Source organism: Kitasatospora sp. NPDC004614 (assembly GCF_042873675.1).
GTDB lineage: Bacteria > Actinomycetota > Actinomycetes > Streptomycetales > Streptomycetaceae > Kitasatospora.
In genome coordinates this window covers 178,175-198,273 of record NZ_JBIALR010000004.1, presented here as the reverse complement: position 1 = coordinate 198,273, position 20,099 = coordinate 178,175, and the positions used below count along the sequence as shown (strand labels likewise).

Below are 20,099 nucleotides of genomic sequence, written 5' to 3'. Positions count from 1 at the left end.
CGCGCGCGGAGAGGATCAGGCGGGGCGGGTGTCGGCGCGGCCCTGCCACTGGCTGGGGGTCAGGCCGTAGACCTCGCGGAACACCCTGCTGAAGTGCGATGCGCTGATGAATCCCCAGCGACCCGCGACGACCGCCACCGGCACCCGGCGGTTCGCCGGCCGGTCCAGGTCGCGGCGGCAGGCTTCCAGGCGGCGGTGGCGGATCCACTGGCCGACCGTCGTGCCGTCCTGCTGGAACAGCCGGTGGAGGTAGCGGACCGAGATGCAGAGGGCGCCCGCGACGGACTCCGGCGACAGCTCGGGGTCGCCCAGGTTCTGCTCGATGTGGGCCCGGATCCGGGCGAGCAGTTCGGCGGAGCCGCCCGCCCGGCCCGGGTCGTCCTGGTCCAGCAGGTCCGTGATCAGGAGTGCGAGCAGGTCGGCAGTGCTGCGGGCCAGCCGGATCCGGGCCAGCGGGGCGAGGCGGTCGGAGTGTTCGCCCAGCGCGGCGAGGAACTGCGAGGCCAGCGCCCCGGTCCCGGTGGAGCCCGGGGCGAGCAGGGTGCCGGCGGCCCGCACCTCGGCCGCGGAGATCCCCAGCACCTTGCACGGCACCCGGTACATCCGGCTCGCGCAGTCGGCCCCCCGCAGCAGGTTCGCCGGGTACCGACCGCCACTGATCACCAGATCGCCCGGTACGACGGGCAGTTCGGCGTGCGGGCGGCGCAGGACCGCCCGCCCGGCCAGGTGCAGCGTGACGTAGACGCACTGCTCGGCGGCGGCGCCCGCCGATGCGGGCAGCAGGTCGAGGATGCCGCCGCCGGAGCCCGCCTCCGGGGCAGGCCGCGGCGCCGGGACGAATGCCGAGAGAGCGCTGGGGGCGGACAGGAGTGCGTTGGTGCCCGAGTGGTGCATGGAAGGGTCCCATCGTGTCGTTCCAGAGGTCGGTACAGGCCCCGACCGGCTCTCGCGCCACGTGAAGGTTCGAATACGTCCGACCGGTGCGGGATCGGTGCTCCGAAGGTTCACACCCGGCAACGGTCCGAGCCTGGAAGGGGCGGCCGAGGAGCGCACCGGTCGGATTCCGTCCGGGCTGCGTCGCGCCCCCTCGTCCTGACAGCATTCCTATCCGCCCGGAACGGCGGCGGCCAACCGCCCGCCCACGCGGACCGGCGACTCACCGGCCACCCGCCAAGCCGCCGAAACCCGCCCTGACCTGCGACGATGCCCTCCCACCCGGGGCCGGCCGGCGGGCGGAGCAGGTCACGGCGACTGGTCATTCGACCGATGCCCACCGAATTCCGCACGACTAGGTTCTGTCCGGCCGATCTTGTCGGATCAGCGCGTCTCCCCAGTCGTTGCGGACTGGGGGTGGGGTTCCGGCGGCACGCACCCGGCAGGATCGGCCGGACAAGCCCCGGGCCCCGCGCCGACGTCAACGCCCCGGCACCGGGGTGGGCCGCGTGTCAGCCCACCAGCTTCGCCCACAGGCCGGCCCACCAGCCGCGACGCTGCTCCGGCACCGCGCGCACGGGCTCGACCGGCGGAGCGTACCCGGCGGGCGGGGTGGGCGGCGCGGGCACGGGGGTGGAGATCACCGGGGCGCTGGCCGTGGTGGTCGGGTCCTGCGGCTGCAGCGCGTGGCGCGGGGTGAAGCTGACCGGCAGCCCGGTCAGGTGCCGCGACATCCAGTTCCCGCGCCAGACCAACTCGTCCTCCTCGACCGCCAGTTGGAGGTCCGGCAGCCGGGTGAGCAGAATGTCGATACCGGTCTCGGCGATCGCCCGGCCGATCTCCTGGCCGGGGCACTCGTGCGGGCCGCTGCCGAACGCCAGGTGCGAACGGTTGCCGAACAGCGGCTTGTTCAGGTCCGGCCGCACCGCCGGATCGGCGTTTCCGGCGGCGAGGCCGATCAGCAGCATGTCGCCGGCCTTGATGCTACGGCCCGCGAGCTCGGTGTCGCCGGTCGCCCAGCGACCCGGGACCAGCATGAACGGCGGTGCGTCCCACAGGACTTGGTCGAGCGCGTCCGGCAGGGTCATCTGCCCGCCGGACAGGTGGGCACGGAAACGGCCGTCGGTGAGCACCATCTTCAGCGTCTCGGAGATCAGGTTGATGGTGGTCTCGTTGGCCGCCAGCAGCACCGACCGCAGGTGCTGGAGCACCTCGTCCTCGCTCAGGCCGGACTCGTGCTCCATCAGCCGGGTGACCAGGTCCGATCCGGGGGCGGAGCGCTTGCGGTCCATGGTGCGGCGCAGCGACTCCACCACGTACTCGTTGGAGGCGACGGCGGTCTCGGTGCCCCGGACCAGGTCGCGGGCGGCCTCGACCAGCCGCGGGCCGTACTCCTCGGGCATGCCGACCAGTTGGGTCATCACCAGCATTGGCAGGTGCTCGGAGAACTGGGAGACCAGGTCGGCCCGGCCGGTGCCGCCGAACTCGGCGATCAGCTGGTCGGCGAAGCGGGTGACGTAACGCCGCATGCCGCGCCGGTCGAAGCCGTTCAGGCCGTCGGTGACGGCGGTGCGCAGCCGCCGGTGCTCCTCGCCGTCGACGAACGAGCAGGTCGGCTGCCAGGCGATCACCGGCAGCACCGGCGAGTCGGGGGCGACCCGGCCCTCCTGGAACTCGGTCCAGCGGCGGGAGTCGCGGGAGAACCGGGAGGGGGTGCGCATCGCGGTGAGGTTGGCGGAGTAGCCGAGCACCAGCCAGGCCGGCAGGTCGCCGTGCAGCAGGACGGGCGCGACGTCGCCGTGCTCGGCGCGCAGCTTCTCGTACAGGCCGACCGGGTCGGCCTCGGCCTCCGGCCCGAACAGCCGCCGCAGGTCGCTCCGTTGGAGCGGGGTGGCGCCGTGGGCCGGGCAGCCGGGCGGGGGGACGGCGCCGTTGTACGTGCGCTCTTCGGGGATCACGGGAGGTCTCCGATCGGTACGGTGCAGGACGTCAACGGACGTGTGGGGCTTCAACCGGCGGGCCGGGCTTCAACCGGCGGGCCGGGCTTCAGCCGACGGGCTGGGCTTCAGCCGACGGGCTGGGCATCAGCCCACGGGCCGGGCTTCAGCCGACGGGCTGGGCCGCGAGGTCGTACAGGTAGCGCATCAGCGCCATCAGCACGTCGCGGCCCGACTCCCGGGCGCGGGCGTCGCACTCGACGATCGGCACGTGCGACGGCAGGTCGAGCGCGGCGCGCAGTTCGTCGAGCGGGTAGGCCGGGGACTCGGGGAAGGAGTTGACGGCGACGACGAACGGCACGCCGCGGTCCTCCAGCCGGCCCAGCACGTCGAACCCGGCCTCCAGGCGGCGGGTGTCGACCAGCACGACCGCACCGAGCGCGCCTTCGAACAGGCCGTTCCAGAGGAACCAGAAGCGTTCCTGGCCGGGGGTCCCGAAGACGTACAGCACCAGCTCCTCGCTGATGGTGATCCGGCCGAAGTCCATCGCCACGGTGGTGGCGCGCTTGCGTTCCACCCCGGCCAGGTCGTCGATGCCGACGCCGGCCTCGGTCATGGTCTCCTCGGTGGTCAGCGGGCGGATCTCGCTGACCGAGCCGACCAGGGTGGTCTTGCCGACCCCGAAGCCGCCGACCACGACGACCTTGACGGCGGCGGCCACCGTGGCCGGGAGCAGGTCGGCCTCGCGCGGCCCGCGCACCGGCTCAGAGCCGCTGAAGTCCATGGATCACTGCCTCCAACAGGGAAAGGTCGGGAAGGTCGGCCGGCGGGATCGGGGCGCGCGCCTCGATCCGGCGTGCGCCGAACAGTTCGGTCAGCAGGTCGATGACCAGGCTGTTCGGCAGTCGCAGGTACGCGGAGATCTCGGCCACCGACAGCGGCGAGCCGCAGATCCGCAGGATCGCCGCGTGCTCGGGCGGCATGGCGGGCTCGGGCCGGGAACGGGCGAGGATCAGCGTGACCAGGTCGAAGTCCGTCGCGGCGGGCTGCCCGTCGCGCCCCCGGCCGATCACGAAGTACCGCTCGGGGCCGACCTGTTCCCAGTCCTGGTTGCTCATCGGGGACGCCGACTCACGCGAGCTGTTCGCCGGTGCGGGCCGGTGTGGTGAGGTGCTCGCCGATCCGCGCGACCAGGTCGCGCATCCGCTGGCCGACCAGTCCCGCGTCCACGCCCTCGTCGGCGAGCACCGCGAGGAACGCCCGGGAGCCGGCCGCCATCAGGTAGAAAAAACCGCCGCCGACCTCGATCACCACCAGCCGCATCCGGCCGTCGCCGTGCGGGAATTCGCTGCCCACCGCGTGCGCCAGGCTCTGCAGTCCGGCGCAGGCTGCGGCCAGCCGGTCGGCGGTGTCCGGGTCGGTGCCGTGCTGGGCCAGCCGCAGGCCGTCGGCCGACAGGACGATGGCGTGCCGGGCGTGCGGGACGCTCTCCGCGAGGTCCCTGAGCATCCAGTCCATGTTGGTCCGTTGCTGAATCACTTCTCGCCTTTCCCTGCTGACTCTTCACTGGCGTGGTGGCCGTCCGCCGGGGCGCCGGGCGCGGTGCCGTTGACGCCCTCGGTGAACGCGGCCAGCCACAGGCCGGGCTGAACCGGCTCGGCGACGGGCGCGGGTACGGGTGCTGATGCCTGCGCGGGAGCGGGTGCGGTGGCCCGCCGCGGCCGGGGGGCGCCGAGCCCGACCGTGCCGCGCAGCGGCGGGGCGTGGCGGCGGCGCTGCGGCAGGCCGTTGGCGGTCCGCTCGGTCACCACCGGGTAGTCGTCCTCGCCCGGGAACGGGGACGGGAACGGGGACCGGGACGGCGCGGGCACCCGCGGCCGGGCTGCGGCGGAGCCTCCGGCGGCCGGGAAGGCCGAGGCGGCGGCGAATCCGCCGGACGGCGTGTGGGTCGGGACGGCCGGGGCGGGGACGGGGGCCGGGGCCGGCTCAGTGGCCGGCTCGGTGGCGGGCTCGCCGGCGGGCGGCGTCCACACCGGGTTCCCCGGGTGCATGTCCGTCCTGCGGTTCGCCGCCGGGTGGCCGCTGGCCATCCGGCCGATGCCGTGGGCCCGGGCGGGCGCGGGCGCGGTGGTGATGTACCGCTGCGGAACGATCAGCACGGCCCGCACGCCGCCGTACGCGGACGGGCGCAGCGACACCTGGAAGCCGTACATGCGGGACAGCCGGCCGACCACGGCGAGGCCGAGCCGCGGGGTCTCGCCGAGGTCGTTGAGGTCGATGCCGGACTGCGCCTCCTCCAGCATCCGTTCGGCCCTGGCCCGGCCCTCCTCGCCGAGGCTGAGGCCGCCGTCCTCGATCTCGATCGCGATGCCGGTCTGCACCTCGACGGCGGTGAGGTGGACGTCGGTCTGCGGCGGCGAGTAGCGGGTGGCGTTGTCGAGCAGTTCGGCCAGCGCGTGGATCAGCGGTTCGACGGCGGGGCCGACGATCGCGACCTCGGAGACCGGGTGCAGTGAGATCCGGCGGAAGTCGAGGATCCGGGACATGGCGCCGCGCAGCACGCTGTACAGCGGGACGGGCCGGCTCCACTGGCGGCCGGGTCGGGCACCCCCGAGCACGGCGATCGAGTCGGCGAGGCGGCCGATCAGCGCGTTGCCGTGGTCGAGCAACAGCAGGTCGTTGAAGACGGCGGGCATGTCGCCGTGCCGCATCTCCATCTCGCGCAGGTCGACGGCCTGCCGGTGGACGATCGCCTGCACGCGGCGGGCGATGTTCACGAACGCGCGCTGGGTGGACTCGCGCATCGCCTCCTCGTTGTCGACGGCGTCGAGGACGGAGCGCACCACGGTGTGCCGGGCCTCGTGGAAGTCCTCGCCGACGTCGGCCAGGTGGCGCTGCTCGTAGGAGCGGAGCACGTCGGTGATGAACTCGCCGCGCTGGAGCCGGTTGATCGCCTCGGGCAGTTCCCGCTTGGCCAGGTCGATCATGCCGGCCTGCTGGCGGGCGAGCCGCCGGAGCACGTCCTCCTCCTGCCGCGCGCCGGCCGCGCGCGCCTCCTCCAACGCCCGGCCCCGGCGCACCGCTTCGAGCCCTGCCGCCGCCACGGCCGCGGCGCCCACCAGACCGCACAGCAGAATCCCCGAGATCGCCTGCCCCGGCCCGGCGGTCGCCGCGAGGGCCACCGTCACGCCGGTCACGACCGCGGGCAGCAGGCCGACGAGTACGGCTGCGGGCAGCCGGTTTCCTGGCGACGATCCGGGTCGAAGCATCGGTGTCCTCATACGGTCAAAGGGATGGAGACGCGGGTCCGGGCGGTGCGGCGGGGCCCGGGCGCGAAGCAGCATAGCCGGTGGCTCGAATGGTTCTGACGACCCGTCAGAACGCCTTTCCACCAGCAGAGTTACCCCTTCCAGCAGGGGATTCCCGAACGCGCGGACGAACGGTTCGTGCGCCCCCCGCCGGGACTCTCAGACTTGTCGCACCACGCACCCCGCGACGGCCCCCCGCCCCGGATTCACCCGGACGAGCGGCGCGCGCGGCAATCCTTCAGCGCCGCGTCCCGGATGGTGCTACAGCCGCGTTCGGCCATGACCGGTTCGCCGTCACCACGCCGAGTACTCACCTGCCGGTGGGCCACGCCTCACCGGCGGTTCACCCCGGCGGGTAGACAGCCGGGCGACGCCGACCGCTCTGGAGAACGCCATGCCCGCCGATCCCCATCTCCCTTCCACCGACCGCCAGTTGACCGATCGCCGCACCGTGCTGCGCACCGGCCTGGCCACCGGCGCCGCCGCCGCCCTGACGGGCACCACCGGCCAGGCGCGCGCTGCCACCTCGGACCAGGTGCTCACCCTGACCGGCCAACTACCCACCGGCGCACCGGACTTCGTCTACCTCCCGTTCGAAGTACCGCGCGGTGTACGGGAGATCGCGGTCTCCTACAGCTACGACCGGCCGGCCGTCCCGCCCGGCACACCGGGCAACTCGTGCGACATCGGCATCTTCGACGAACGCGGCACCGCCCTCGGTGGCGAAGGCTTCCGCGGGTGGTCGGGCGGCTTCCGCACCGAGTTCAGCCTGTCCCGCGAGGCCGCCACCCCCGGCTACCTCCCCGGACCGATCAACCCCGGCACCTGGCACGTCGTCCTCGGCCCCTACCAGGTCGCCCCCGCCGGACTCGCCTACACCGTTCAGGTCACCCTCCGGTTCGGCCCGCCCGGCCCGGCCTTCGTCCCCGCCTACCCGCCGGAGCGGGCCCGCGGCCGCGGCCGCGCCTGGTACCGGGGCGACTGCCACCTGCACACGGTGCACTCCGACGGCCGCCGGCTGCCCGCCGAGGTCGCCGCCGGGGCACGCGCCGCCGGCCTCGACTTCATCGTCTCCACCGACCACAACACCTCGTCCTCACACGGAAGTTGGGGCCCACTGGCCGGCCCCGACCTACTGATCGTCCCCGGCGAGGAGATCACCACCCGCAACGGCCACTGGCTGGCCCTCGGCCTGGCCCCCGGCCAGTTCGTCGACTGGCGCTACCGGGCCCGCGACGACCAGTTCCCCCGCTTCGCCCGCCAGGTCCACCGCTCCGGCGGCCTCGTCGTCGCCGCCCACCCTTACTGCCCTTACGTCGCCTGCCAGTGGAAGTTCGGCTACCAGGACACCGACGCCGTCGAGGTGTGGAACGGCCCCTGGACGTACGACGACGAATCCGCCGTCGACACCTGGGACGCCAACCTCGCCACCGCCCTCCGCGAGGGCCGCAACTGGCTCCCCGCCCTCGGCAACAGCGACGCCCACAGCGCCCCCCAGCCCATCGGCACCCCCCACAACGTGGTCCTCGCCGACGACCTCAACCGCACCGCCATCCTCACCGCCCTCCGCGCCGGCCACACCTGGCTGGCCGAATCCGCCGCCGTCCAGCTCGAGTTCACCGCCACCGGCCACGGCCGCCGAGCCACCATCGGCGAACGGCTCACCGTCCCCGCCGACGCCCCCGTCGACGTCCGCCTCACCGTCACCGGCGTCCCGAACGGCACCGTCCGCCTCATCACCGACGAGGGCCAACTCCACCAGGAGCCCCTCCCCACCACCGGCACCGCCACCGTGACGTGGCGCACCACCGCCTCCCTCGCCACCTACGTCCGCGCCGAAGTCCGCCACCCCAAGCCGGACGGCACCCCGGGCAAGGGCAACTCCATGGGCCCCGACCTGCCGTGGGGTCCGATGGCGGCACTCACCAACCCGATTGTGCTGCACACTTCCTGACGATCCGTCAGCCAGGCTCACCGGTCGACGCGCTCGACCGGTGGCCGGTGGCGCTCAGGCCTCAACCCTGCGCAACATCAGCTCATGACCCGCCGCCTGCACCAGCCGCTGCGCTGCGCGGATCCTTTGCAGGCTTCGCGCACGAGCTGAGCGCAGGAACCGTCACCCGCAACCTCCAGGGGCCGGACGGAAACCTCGTCGCCACGACGGGCAGGACCGGCGGTACCGTCCTGCAGTTCACCAACCTGCATGTCGACGTGGCGCTTCAACTCCCCGCCGACACCGCCCAGGCTCCAACCGTGCTCGACGCAGACGAGTACGGCAATCCGCGCGCCGGACAGCAACCGGCCCGCTACGGATGGTTGGGCGGAAAGCAGCGATCGGACGAGACCGCCACCGGCCTCGTTCTGATGGGGCTGCGCCTGTACGATCCGGCGACCGGACGATTCCTGACCAAGGACCCGGCCCCCGGAGGGAGCGCCAACGCCTATGACTACGGCAACGGCGATCCGGTCAATCACTACGACCTCGATGGCAGGACCAGCAAGACGAGCCAGGAATGGAGCGCGTGCATGAGCCTCGGCTATGCCCGCTGCGTCATGGTCTCCTGCTTCTCCCAGATCCTCGTCTGGAGGATCGGCACCAGCGAGTCCCGGAACAATGCAGCGCGCCACTTCATCTGGATGGCCACTCTGACGTACTTCGTCGGCGCCACAGCAGCTCAGAGGCTCGGTGACGCCCATGAATACGGAGAAAAGGCGAAATGCCGCCCCGGTAGGCGGTGCGACACGGACATCGACCAGTACAACAACCGAAAGGCGCGCATCTTCGTCAGCAGTTCCTGGAACCGTTCGCAGATGACCTATTGGAACAATCGCGGCCTTCTGATCCAGTACCTGCACAAAATCGGGAACTGGCTCTATGATCAAAACCACCTGGCAAGGTAGGCTGACAAGTAGGACCTGATCTTCGAACTGAGCCATTCCGATCGGCGCCCGCCACTTAGTGGCGGGCGCCGTGCATTTGTGCATCGCTTTCTATCGACTGCAGGGGGAAATGTGCCACACGGCAAATTCAGTAAGATGGTTGTGCTCATTTCTATGGCGCTCGCGATCACCCCACTCAGTGGGTGCTCGACTACGCAGTCGTTGAGCTGTGGGGGAAGTGGCGCGCAGCTCCAAAAGCTCGAGGAAATTCCTATCCTCGGCGCCATGCCTCCCGGCTCATCCGTGCCGAATGAGCCGACCGAGCCAGATCCTCTCGGGTATTCGAACAATGAATCCGAATGTGTAGACGGCGACTCCGGGAAGCCCTGGATCTACGCATCGCACACCTATGCACACCCTGGGCCACGGGCGGAAATTCTGTCCTATTACAAAAAGGCGGCCAGCGAAGCGGGCTGGACGCTTGGCGAGAATGTGACCGGAACGCCGGAGGATGTGGCGGGAATATGCCTCACTAAAAAAATCGATGGCCGTAGCGCCCAGCTGACCATTGACTTCAAGGTGAGATCTGGATACCAGCCCGAGGCTGGGGCGTACCGAGTTCAGGTGGGATCGAATCTCGATGGTTCACCGCTCCACTGTTACTGATGCGACGATGAAATCCGCCTCCACGAAGCAGGCGCGGCCTGAGCCGCTAGAACCGCCGGAGCGGGGGCCGGACGAGGGCGACGTCGCGGCCGAACCCGATGGCCAGGGCGCCGTCGGGGGTGGTCGCGAGGGTGGTGGCGGGGATCGGCAGGCGCAGGGGGCGGGCCAGCGGGTGGCCGGTGCTGAGGTCGGTGAGGCTGACGGTGCCGTCCGTGCGGGCGATGTACGCCTCGGGCCAGGTGCGGGCGGCGAATGCGGTGACGGGCGCGGCGTCCTCGATGGCGGGTCCGGCGGGGCGGCCGTCCCGGTGCCAGGTGCGGATCACGGTGGCATCGGGGGCGGGCGCGCTGTGCGGGTAACGCCGCCAGTTGCGCACGCGGGCGCCGAGCACGTGGCCCTGGTCCGACCGGACGGCCACGAAACGGCCGTCGAGGACGGCCAGCAGAGGGTGACCGTCCGTGCCCGGGACGCTGTCCGGCGGGGCGGTGGGGTCGTCGGGGTTGTACAGCCGGATCGGTTCCTCGGCGTGGGAGGAGACCACCGCGGTCGGGCGTCCGTCGAGCGTCGCGACAGCAAGACCGGTGATACCCGACTCGACGTCGGTGGCGACGATCCGGGCGAGCAGGGTGCCGTCGGCGGGGTGCCAGAACCGGATCTCGTTCTCCCAGACCTCGTCCTCTTCGGTGTCCTCCTCCGGGCGGGAGTCGAAGTCCGCGGGCGGGTACAGGCCGGCGGTGGCCACCGCGTCGCCACCGCGCAGCCGCAGGTGGGCGATCCAGTGGACGACGGCGGTGCCCGTGTCGACCGGTTCGCCCAGCGGGCTGCCGGCGGCGAGATCCCAGCGGTACAGGCGCTGGTTGGGGAAGATGTGGATGCCGTACCCGGTGGCGGCGTACGGACGGCCGTCCGCCGACCAGGCAGTCAGGCTCCTCGTCACCTGGACACCCGTGCGCAGGGGCGGGGCCAGCGGGGTGCCGTCGGCGGCGCGGCGGGCCAGCAGGGTTCCGCCCTCGTCGGCGCTCACCACGGTGCCGTCCGGTGCGGTGACGGCGAGTGCCGCCAGCCGCTGGGTGTGGCCGGGTTCGCGGTGCACCGGGACGGCCGGGTCCCAGAGCGCGACCACACCGTCCCGCTTCGAAGAGGTGAGCAGCAGGTCGCGGCCGTCCCGGCGGACGGCGGTGGTCTCGGCCATCGCGACGGGGCCGGTGATCGGCGGGCCGAGCGGCCGCAGCGTCTCGACGTCCCAGAGGTGGACGTTCCACATCGTCGGCACGGCGACGACGGATCCCACGACGGTCGGGTTGTGGTGCGGCCCGATACGGCCGTGCGTGTTCGTCAGGCTCTCCCCCTGGTAGCCCACGTGCGCGTCGAGGAGGCCGGCCGTGGGCTGCCCGGTCGCCACATCGACGGTGCCCAGGACGCGGGACTCGTCGGCGACGGTCAGCAGTTCCCGTCCGCCCGCCAGTGACAGGGTCGCGCCCCGGATATCGCGCATCCCGGCGGGCACCGGAAGTCGGGACGTCCGGCCGTCCTGCGGGTCCCAGCACAGGACACCGTCATCGGTGACCAGGGCGACCTGGCGCCCGTCGGCGCGGGTGGCGGTGCTGAGGTTGGAACCGACCGGCAGGCCAGCGCGGTCGAGCGGCACACCGGTCGCCAACTCCCATTGCTGGAGGCCGTCCCTGCTCCAGTAGGTCCTCATCAGCAGTCGGGCATCGACACCACGGCCGAGGACGGTCATGTCCCATGGGCTGTCACCCGTGTCGGCCGACCACCGCAGGGAGAGGTCGTCGAGGCCCCAGACCCGCACCGTCTCGTCCGAGTGGGCGGAGATCAGCAGCGGTTCCACCGCGTCGGCCGCCACCGCCAGCAACGTGACCGGCACCTCGCAACCGACGGTCCGGACCCGGCCCGTCGGGACGTCCCGCACCTCCAGCCGGTGCCGGCGCAGCTTCGCGTCGACCGGCGGGTACTCGTCCAGCGCGATGGCCAGCGCCAGCACGGGCCCGTCCCCGGTCTCGCCCCAGGCCGCGGTCTCGACCGGTCCGACGTGCGCCTGCCACACCAGCCGGGGGTCCAGGTCAGTACCGCTGGCCCAGTCGGCCCGCCACAGTGCACCGTCCGGGTCGGCGGCGGCGTCGGCGTCGCCCCGACGCACGGCGTCGAGGTAGGCCGCCTGCCGCCGGTCGATCTCGTCCGGGCCCGGGTACGGACTCGCGGCGGTTGCCTGCTCCAACTGACGCTCCCCTGTCGTCCCGCCCCCGCGCGGAGGCGGGCTGCCGGGAGCCGATCGTACGGATCTCCCGGCCAGCCCGCCTCGGCGGGCGGCAGTTGACCTGGTGACGCCGTCTCAGCTCAGCTCCAGCACCTTCCGCCCGCAGCGCAGGAACACCCGGCGCTGTGCGCTGGCCCGAGTCAGGTCGTGGGCGCCGAGCACCACCAGCAGACGCTCGTCGGCGTCCGCGCGGGACAGCGGGACGGTGCGCCCGCCGCCGTCGGAAGTCTCCACCACCAGACGGAGGCCGCCCGCCTCGGCGACCCGGCGGACCTGGTTGAGGCTCGGGAGTTCGCCGCTGACCTTCACCAGGAGCTCGCCGAGGGTCGCCGCGCCGTGCTGGGCCGCGTCCGCGGCGGGCAGCAGTCCGGCGTCGGAGAAGCGGCGCTGCGAGAAGCGGGCGCGGAAGGCGTCGCGGGCGGCGAGTGCGGCCGGGGCGCCGTGCACGGTGGCGGTGACGGCGGCGGCCAGCAGGGTCTTCACCGCCATCGGGTGGCGGCGGCCGTCGGCGGCCTGGGCGAGCAGCAACTCGACTTCCTCGTCGACGAGTTCGGTGAGCAGCCGGAGGTAGTCCGGCAGCAGCCGGTCCGCGCAGGCCATCAGGCGGCCGAACATCTCCTCGGCGGGGAAAGCCAGCCCGACGTAGTTGTTCTTCGACTTGCTCATCTTGGCGCCGGTGCCGTCGGTGCCCTCGATCAGCCCGGTCGCCAGCACCACCTCCGGCTGCTGGCCGGCGGACGTCTGCACCCGGCGGCACATCTGGAGGTTCAACAGCTGGTCCAGGCCGCCGAGTTCGATGTCGGCGACGAGCTCCACCGAGTCCAGCGCCATCACCACGGAGTACACCAGCTCGGCCAGCGTCAGCCCGCTGCCCTCGGCGAGCCTGGTCCGGAAGTCCTCCCGCTGCAACGCCGCCGAGGCGGGCAGCCGAGACAGTACCGTGAGGAAGTCCGGCAGCGTCAGCGGCGCCAACCACTCACTGTTGAACCGGAATTCGGCCCGCTCGAAGTCGAAGAACGGACCGACCTGCGCCTGGTACGTCGCGACATTGCGGCTCACGTCCTCGGCCGTCAGCGGCGGCCGCTCCGCACTCCGGCCCGACGGGTCGCCGATCCGCGCCGTGATGTCCCCCACCAGGAACACCACCCGGTGCCCCATCCGCTGCAACCTGCTGGCCAGGATCATCGGCACCGCATGCCCGAGATGCACCTCCGCCCCGGTCGGGTCGATGCCGTACTTCACCGTCAACACCCGCCCCTGACCGAGCAGTTCGGCCAACTGCCGCTCCCCCGGCAGCACCGCCGCCGCCCGTGCCCCCAGCAGCGCGGCCTGCCGCTGCGGATCCAGCCCCGAGAGATCGGCCCGCTGCCGCCCCGCCAGCACCTCCAGCAACCGGCCGAGCGCCGGGCCCTCCCTCAACTCCTCTTCCTTCTCGATCAGTTCACTCATCAACGCAATGCTGCGGTCGAACGCGGTGGCGGCCATGGCCATCCTCTCGGGGTACAGGAACAACAGACGTCGGACGCACCCGCCCCGCGATACACGGCACCACCAAAAACGACGACCACACCCGCGCCGACACCTGCGGTTGAGCACACGCAGACAGCCGGACAGGCATTCGCAACAGGTCGTTCAAGAAATCCGGAGGCCCGGCCGCCGTCACTTCAGGCAGGCCGGAGGGCGGTGGGGACCGCCACTAATATCGCTTCACCACGTGAAACCTCCGGGAACAGGAAGCAGCAGCAGCCCCTCGGCTCCACCGCAGCCCCCATCATGCACCATCCCCACACCGCCCCGCACCCGGCTATTTCGCCGCCCGGGCCACGTGCGATCAGATCTCCCATACCTCACGGGGCAGTTGGTGCCAGACGTCGCCCATGAGATCGGCGGCCAGGAAGACAGGCCTGGTGAGTAGCTGGTCACCGGCCCGCTGCACGCACAGCACCACTCCGAGCGTCAGCGATCCAGCCGCCGCGCCCGACCGGAGGTCGCAGGCCCCCTGCACTCGGCCCGATCGATCAGCCACTGTTCCAACCGGGAGAGAACCCGACCGACCAGCGCCACCCCACCGCGGACCGGCCATGACCCTGACCCCTGGTCAACTTTCCCCGACCGCACCGTGATCGGAACCCAAGGCCCGCTTCGGCAGCACGATGACGGCGCGGCCCGACCCCAGATCGACGGTCGAACGGGGCGGCGCGGCGTCCCCCTCCTCGTCCCGACGCATCGCCTCGGCGGAGCGTTCCTCCAACTCGGCCGCCTTGCCGGCGTTCACCGAGCCGGTGAATACGTCCAGGGCCGCAGTGGACATCGAAGGCGCCTTACCGACCCGGCCCGGCCGCCTGCGGAACCGCGCCGGGACAAAGCCCGAACCGGCCAGCCGCCCCACCGTCTTCGAGGCTGCCATGAACAGCACCACCGCCACCGCCACTCCGGGCAACGTGAGCGAGAAAACCAGACCCATTCGTCCACACCCCTCCTGCGCGGCCCTCCCCGGGTCGTGCACCCTACCGCCCAACGGCCGTGTCCCACACGGGAGTTCCCTGGCCGCGAAAGCCGCCCGGGCCGGCCACTGCGGCAGCGGGACGCCCACCACCGGGCCGAGGCCGGTTCGCCGCACCCGCCGAAGTGCTCGTGGTCTCCGCCCGGCCCGCGCGTCGTGTCTTGGCAGCCTCCCGGCCCCCTGCCATCGTGGGCGCATCATCTGCTTGTCGGTTCGTCACCGAAGGAGGATGGATGCCCATGACCACACCGGTGCTGACGGTCGATCAGGTGGTCGACCGGATGACGGAGCTCTCGACCGAACTGCCCGCCGCGGACGGTGTCGCCGTCTTCAACGCGATGTACCTGACCGTGACCCGACTGGTCCGCGACCATCTCGCCGTCGCGTACTTCGACGACCCCGCCACCATGGCGGAGCTCGACGCCGTGTTCGCCGCCCGCTACCTGGCCGCCGTCGACGACGACCGGGCGGGGCGGCGGCCGGCGGCCTGCTGGCGGCCGTTGTTCGAGCTGCGCGGCGCGGCGAACGTCCACCCGCTGCAGTTCGCGCTGGCCGGCATGAACGCCCACATCGAGAACGACCTGCCGCTCGCCGTCCTCGACACCTGCCGGCTGACCGGCCACCGGCCGGACCAGCTGCACGCCGACTACCTGCGGATCAACAGCCTGCTGGCCGAGGTGGAGGCGCAGGTCCGCGCCACGTTGCTGCCGCTCCCGGCCGGTGACCCGCTGTTGCACATCGTCGGCGTCTGGAGCATCGACCGGGCCCGCGAGGCCGCCTGGGCGTCCGTCCTGGCGCTGTGGGAGCTGCACCGCCTGCCGCCCGCGTACCGCCTGGTGGCGGACGCGCTGTCGGGGTCGGTCGGCATGGTCGGCCGGGCGCTGCTCACCCCGCTGTCGCTCAACTGAAGCCCCCTCGTACAAAACCCGGGCGGGCCCCCCGCGAGGGGAGCCCGCCCGAAAAGCCCGAAAGCCCGAAAGCCCGAAAGCGCGAGACCGTCAGGCCCAGCTGGAGTGCAGCGGCTTGCCCTCGGCATAGCCGGCCGCGCTCTGCACGCCGACGATCGCGTTCTGCCGGAACTCCTCGAGGTCGGCCGCGCCGGCGTAGGTGCAGGAGGAGCGGATGCCGGCCACTATCGAGTCGATGAGGTCCTCGACGCCGGGGCTGGCGGGGTCGATGAACATCCGGGAGTGCGAGATGCCCTCCTCGAACAGCCCCTTGCGGGCCCGGTCGTAGGCGGACTCCTCGGAGGTGCGGTTGCTCACGGCGCGGGCCGAGGCCATGCCGAAGCTCTCCTTGTACTGGCGGCCGTCGGCGGTGGTCTGGACGTCGCCGGGGGATTCCAGGGTGCCGGCGAACCAGGAGCCGATCATCACGTTGGACGCGCCGGCGGCCAGCGCCATCGCCACGTCGCGCGGGTGCCGGACGCCGCCGTCGGCCCAGACGTGCTTGCCGAGCCGGCGGGCCTCCTCGGCGCACTCCAGGACGGCGGAGAACTGCGGGCGGCCGACGCCGGTCATCATCCGGGTGGTGCACATGGCGCCGGGGCCGACGCCGACCTTGAGGATGTCCGCGCCGGCCTCGACCAGGTCGCGCACGCCGGCCGCGGAGACCACGTTGCCGGCCACGATCGGGACTCGCGGGTCGAGGGCGCGCACGGCGCGCAGCGCGGCGATCATTCCCTCCTGGTGGCCGTGCGCGGTGTCCACCACCAGCACGTCGGCGCCGGCCTCCAGCAGGGCCTTGGCGCGGCCGGCGACGTCGCCGTTGATGCCGACGGTGGCGGCGACCCGCAGGCGGCCGGACGCGTCGACGGCGGGGGTGTAGAGGGTGGCGCGCAGCGCGTTCTTGCGGGTGAGGATGCCGACCAGGGTGCCGTCGGGGGCGACCACGGGGGCGAGCTTGCGGTGCGCCTCGTTGAGGCGGTCGAACGCGGCGCGCGGGTCGATGTCCTGGTCGAGCAGCAGCAGGTCGCGGGACATCACCTCGGACAGGCTGGTGAACCGGTCCACGCCCTGGCAGTCGCCCTCGGTGACGACGCCGACGGGCCGGCCGCCCTCGACCACGACCACCGCGCCGTGGGCGCGCTTGGGCATCAGCACCAGGGCGTCGGCGACGGTGTCGCCGGGGGCGAGGGCGAGCGCGGTGTCGTGCACGAGGTGACGCTGCTTGACCCAGCCGATCACCTCGGCGACGACCTCGATCGGGACGTCCTGCGGGATGGCGACCAGTCCGCCGCGGCGGGCGACGGTCTCGGCCATCCGGCGTCCGGCGATCGCGGTCATGTTGGCGACCACCAGCGGGATGGTGGTGCCGGTGCCGTCGTGGGAGGAGAGGTCGACGGCCTGCCGGGAGCCCACGGCGGAACGGCTGGGGACCATGAAGACGTCGTCGTACGTCAGGTCGTACGCGGGCTTGAGGTCATTCAGGAAGCGCATGAAGAGGCTCTCTGGCTGGGGAGGAACGTTTCACCTGGGGCGCAGGTACGGCTGTGCCATGAGACACACCGGGCGCGCCGCACCCAGCGTTCAATCCTCACCGATTCCCTGGTTGGAGGCCAGCCCGCACGGGAATCCTGAAGATCGACACAAGCGGACGGCCACCGTTCCACAAGCGGTTTGGAGGAAGCTACAGGGGCTCGGAGGCGAGCCGTCGGCCCTCCGCCAGGAAAGCCGTGGTCGCCGACAGATCGCCCAGCTCGGCGAGGGTGCGGGCGGCACCGAACGGGGCGTTCCAGAACGCGCCGGTGCGCGGCGCCGGCGGGCCGACGTACGCGTACGGCTCGGCCAGGAAGGTGTCGCCGGGCGAGACGCCGTAGTTCACCTCGTCCATCGTCACCGCCAGATCGAAGTGCTCCGGCCACAGCACCGGATCGGCCTGCGCGAACAGCGCCCGCAACGCGGCGTCGCCGTGCACGAAGCAGGCGGCGACGGCGTCCGCACCCGCCGCGTCCAGCTCCAACGGCTGGTCGAGGGCCACGCCCGAACCGTCCCCGTACAACCCCTCGGGGCGGCCCGGCACGATCCCGACGAGCGCCCCGAGTTCCGCGCAGCTCGCCCCCGCGAGCTCCAACGACCGTCCGGCGCTGAGCAGTTGAGCACCACTGACCCGCAGCCGAGGCTCGAACCGAGTGGCGAACCCACCCGGATACGCACGCAACCGCACCGTCCCCGCCGCCCGGTACTGCGGACCGGCCAGCAGGTGCTCGGCCACCGCGTGCAGCGCGGTGCGGGCCTTGGCGAACCGCTGCGCGTCCATACCGCCATCCTCGCGCGCGAGCCCGCCCGGGGCCAGGGGCGACGGCGACGGGATCCGGCCCGGCTCCGCTCAGGCTCCGCCGGGGCGCAGCTCCGAGTGTGAGTAGTTGAGGTACAGGAAATCCCGGTGAGATTGATCTTGCTGTGCTCCCCTACCTGTCGCCGTTCCGGGCCTGCGCGAGCAGCTGGGCCACCAGGTCGTCGGAGCCGCCTTCGGCCTGGCGGGCCAGTTCGTCCAGCACGGTGTCGCCGTTGAGGACCTGCACGGTGAGCCGGTCATGCGACCTGATTCCGCCGGGGCCGTGGGGTGAGCGCGGACGGGCCCGGCGTTCGCGGATTGCGGTCGCTTACCCCGCTCCGGCGCATGCCTCCGCCTCGGCCAGGTACCGCGCCACCGGGCCCAGGGTCAGCATTCCGCTAGCGGCGCCGGCGTGATCTGCACGGGCATCACGCAAGGCAGCCGCAGCGCGCGCGGCGATTCCGCGCTCGCCGAGGCGTACGGCGGCGCGGGCGGTCAGGCACCACAGCGCTTCCTGCATGTGGTCACGCGGCGGTTCGGGCACCGCAGCGAGGGCGGTACGCGCCTGCTCGCCCCGGTCCTGGGCGAGCAGCACGAGGGGGCGAGTCCAGGGCCTGTACGGGCCCCAGTCGAGGTGCGGGTCGGTGGGCGCGGGCCGGCCGTGCAGCAGGCGCAGTCCCAGTAGGGCGAGCGGGAACAGGCCGCGATGCAGCCCCGGCATTCCGGCCGTCCGGAGGGCGTCCTCGGCAGCGCGGTAGTGCGCTGCTGCCGTGGCGGCAGTCGGTCCGCCCGGTTCGGCGCTGCGGGCGGCCGTGGCCCGGGCCCTGAACCACCCGGTGAGGACGGAGACGAGGGGCGCCTCGGTGGTGGCGGCGAGCTGGTCGGCTGCGTTGGCGTGCGAGGTCGCGGCGTCGAGGTCGCCGAGGGCCGAGGCGGATTGCAGGCGGACGAGTCGGCCGAGCACGGCGAAGTTCGGCAGCTCGTGCCGGGTGGCCAGGTCGAGGATCTCGGCGCCGGTCCTGTCCCGTGCGGCCGCGAGCCCGGGGCTGCTGAATGACTGCAGGAACACCCCATTGAGGGCGAAGGCCAGCAGGGCGGGATCGGCCAAGTCCCGTGCCAGTTCCTCGGCCTGACGCGCCGCCTGCTGCGCGTGCTTCAGCTCGGTCCCGGACAGATCGGCGCTGCGGCTCTCAACGGCGACCGTGGCCAGGAGGCGGGCGCGCAGGTCGGCGGGGCCGTCTGGGCCCAGCCCTGTGAGCGTGCGCTCGGCAGCCGCGACGACGGCGCGGGACTGCTCGGGGTCGTCGGCCCGGCTCCAGATGGCGGGCACGTCGTAGGCGCCGATGATCCGGGCGGTCAGGGAGAGGTCTCCCGTGCGTTCCGCCGCCTGGATGGCGGCGAGGCGGTCGCGCCGCGAACGCACGAGGGCGTCGCCACCCGCCAGTGCGAGGGTACGGGCCAGATCCACGGTGGTGCGCGGGCCGAGCCGGACACCAGGGCCGGTCCACGCCGTACGTGCTCCTTCGGGGGGCGCGGACCCGTTGAGGATGTCCGTCTCCAGGCGCTGAAGGTCGCCACCGGGGTCGAGTCCGAGTTGGTCGACGAGCATCGCGCGGGCACGGCGGAGGGTGGCCAGCGCGTCGGCTTGGCGGCCCGCGCGGTACAGCGCGCGGGCAAGCAGCTCCCAGGCCGGCTCGCGCCACGGGTGTTCGGCGACATGGGCACCCAGTTCGGCAACGAGATCGGCCCCTTCCCCGGAGTCGAGAAGGATCCGGGCGCGCAGTTCCACCCCCTCCAACCTCAATTCCTCCAGCCGGTTCCGCTCGCGCTGCGCCCATGCGGAGCCGGTCACATCGGCGTAGGCGGGTCCTCGCCAGGCCGCGAGTGCCGCGCCGAGGTCGGTCACCGCGGCGGGGTTGCGGCGGGCTCGGGCCAGGGTGTCCTGGAACCGCTGGACGTCCATGTCCTCGCGCGGCAGGCGCAGCGCGTAGCCGGGACCTTCGGTGACGATGACGCGCGGCGGATTGCGGGGCGGTCGGTCGGGTTCGAGGGCACGGCGCAGCGCGGCGACGAAGGTACGCAAAGCGCCAACGGCGCGGGCAGGCGGATCGGTCCACAGGTCATTGACAAGGGTGTCGGTGGTGACCATCCGTCCCTCGGCGGCGACGAGCCGGGCGAGTACCTCACGATGGCGGGGTCCGCCCAGGTCAACCGGGCTGCCGTCGTCGCGGAGGGCCCGCACCACACCGAGCACGTCGATTCGCATGCCCTCATCCTCCGTGCCAGGGGTCGGCTGCGCCCAACCGTACTGATCGGTTGCT

16 protein-coding genes and 1 pseudogene are annotated in these 20,099 nt (G+C 72.4%); 5 read left to right on the top strand and 12 right to left on the bottom strand.

Going from position 1 to position 20,099, the window contains the following annotated elements; genetic code table 11:
- Window positions 1-15: 15 nt before the first annotated feature.
- The 6 genes from ACFYST_RS13095 to ACFYST_RS13070 all read right to left on the bottom strand — a co-directional run bounded on the left by ACFYST_RS13095 (window position 16) and on the right by ACFYST_RS13070 (window position 6,139).
- Window positions 16-894, bottom strand: coding sequence for a helix-turn-helix domain-containing protein (locus ACFYST_RS13095; protein ID WP_387642818.1), 879 nt, complete (start codon window positions 892-894; stop codon window positions 16-18).
- Between the two features lie 551 nt (window positions 895-1,445).
- Window positions 1,446-2,891 (bottom strand): cytochrome P450, encoded by a 1,446-nt coding sequence (locus tag ACFYST_RS13090; protein ID WP_387861746.1) that lies wholly within the window; start codon window positions 2,889-2,891, stop codon window positions 1,446-1,448.
- A 145-nt stretch (window positions 2,892-3,036) separates the two neighbouring features.
- Complete coding sequence (locus ACFYST_RS13085; RefSeq protein WP_387642820.1) at window positions 3,037-3,654, bottom strand: ATP/GTP-binding protein; 618 nt, start codon at window positions 3,652-3,654, stop codon at window positions 3,037-3,039.
- Entirely contained in the window at window positions 3,635-3,988 is a 354-nt protein-coding gene (locus ACFYST_RS13080) for a DUF742 domain-containing protein (RefSeq protein WP_387642821.1), read from the bottom strand. The genes ACFYST_RS13085 and ACFYST_RS13080 overlap by 20 nt, the downstream gene beginning before the upstream one ends.
- A gap of 13 nt (window positions 3,989-4,001) precedes the next feature.
- Complete coding sequence (locus ACFYST_RS13075; protein WP_387642822.1) at window positions 4,002-4,409, bottom strand: roadblock/LC7 domain-containing protein; 408 nt, start codon at window positions 4,407-4,409, stop codon at window positions 4,002-4,004.
- Complete coding sequence (locus ACFYST_RS13070; protein ID WP_387861744.1) at window positions 4,406-6,139, bottom strand: ATP-binding protein; 1,734 nt, start codon at window positions 6,137-6,139, stop codon at window positions 4,406-4,408. Before ACFYST_RS13070 ends, ACFYST_RS13075 begins: the two co-directional genes overlap by 4 nt.
- Window positions 6,140-6,572: 433 nt before the next feature.
- On the opposite strand from ACFYST_RS13070, the gene ACFYST_RS13065 reads away from it, so the two are divergent.
- The 4 genes and pseudogenes from ACFYST_RS13065 to ACFYST_RS13050 all read left to right on the top strand — a co-directional run bounded on the left by ACFYST_RS13065 (window position 6,573) and on the right by ACFYST_RS13050 (window position 9,724).
- Window positions 6,573-8,132 (top strand): CehA/McbA family metallohydrolase, encoded by a 1,560-nt coding sequence (locus ACFYST_RS13065; RefSeq protein ID WP_387861742.1) that lies wholly within the window; start codon window positions 6,573-6,575, stop codon window positions 8,130-8,132.
- Between the two features lie 188 nt (window positions 8,133-8,320).
- A pseudogene (locus tag ACFYST_RS13060) lies at window positions 8,321-8,674 on the top strand (RHS repeat-associated core domain-containing protein); the annotation flags it as partial.
- Between the two features lie 30 nt (window positions 8,675-8,704).
- Window positions 8,705-9,079, top strand: a complete 375-nt coding sequence (locus ACFYST_RS13055) for a DUF6973 domain-containing protein (RefSeq protein ID WP_387861939.1) — start codon at window positions 8,705-8,707, stop codon at window positions 9,077-9,079.
- A gap of 135 nt (window positions 9,080-9,214) precedes the next feature.
- A complete protein-coding gene (locus ACFYST_RS13050; protein WP_387642825.1) occupies window positions 9,215-9,724 on the top strand; it encodes a hypothetical protein in 510 nt (169 codons plus the stop codon).
- 46 nt (window positions 9,725-9,770) lie between these two features.
- Here the strand turns inward: ACFYST_RS13050 and ACFYST_RS13045 are convergent, their stop codons facing one another.
- The 3 genes from ACFYST_RS13045 to ACFYST_RS13035 all read right to left on the bottom strand — a co-directional run bounded on the left by ACFYST_RS13045 (window position 9,771) and on the right by ACFYST_RS13035 (window position 14,463).
- Window positions 9,771-11,960 carry a WD40 repeat domain-containing protein gene (locus ACFYST_RS13045; RefSeq protein ID WP_387861740.1) on the bottom strand — a complete coding sequence of 730 codons (2,190 nt, stop codon included), beginning with the start codon at window positions 11,958-11,960 and terminating at the stop codon, window positions 9,771-9,773.
- A 114-nt stretch (window positions 11,961-12,074) separates the two neighbouring features.
- Window positions 12,075-13,448: a tyrosine--tRNA ligase gene (tyrS, locus tag ACFYST_RS13040; RefSeq protein ID WP_387861739.1), complete on the bottom strand. Its 1,374-nt coding sequence runs from the start codon at window positions 13,446-13,448 to the stop codon at window positions 12,075-12,077.
- Between the two features lie 649 nt (window positions 13,449-14,097).
- Window positions 14,098-14,463: a DUF6191 domain-containing protein gene (locus ACFYST_RS13035; protein WP_387861737.1), complete on the bottom strand. Its 366-nt coding sequence runs from the start codon at window positions 14,461-14,463 to the stop codon at window positions 14,098-14,100.
- A gap of 272 nt (window positions 14,464-14,735) precedes the next feature.
- Here ACFYST_RS13035 and ACFYST_RS13030 point away from each other — a divergent pair, with 272 nt between their 5' ends.
- Window positions 14,736-15,410, top strand: a complete 675-nt coding sequence (locus tag ACFYST_RS13030; protein WP_387861736.1) for a DUF5995 family protein — start codon at window positions 14,736-14,738, stop codon at window positions 15,408-15,410.
- Between the two features lie 90 nt (window positions 15,411-15,500).
- On the opposite strand, the gene ACFYST_RS13025 is transcribed toward ACFYST_RS13030, so the two are convergent.
- The 3 genes from ACFYST_RS13025 to ACFYST_RS13015 form a co-directional block, all read right to left on the bottom strand.
- Window positions 15,501-16,940, bottom strand: coding sequence for a GuaB1 family IMP dehydrogenase-related protein (locus tag ACFYST_RS13025; RefSeq protein WP_387642830.1), 1,440 nt, complete (start codon window positions 16,938-16,940; stop codon window positions 15,501-15,503).
- A gap of 190 nt (window positions 16,941-17,130) precedes the next feature.
- Complete coding sequence (locus ACFYST_RS13020) at window positions 17,131-17,760, bottom strand: hypothetical protein (protein WP_387861735.1); 630 nt, start codon at window positions 17,758-17,760, stop codon at window positions 17,131-17,133.
- 346 nt (window positions 17,761-18,106) lie between these two features.
- Window positions 18,107-20,044, bottom strand: coding sequence for a BTAD domain-containing putative transcriptional regulator (locus tag ACFYST_RS13015; protein ID WP_387861733.1), 1,938 nt, complete (start codon window positions 20,042-20,044; stop codon window positions 18,107-18,109).
- Window positions 20,045-20,099 lie beyond the last annotated feature (55 nt).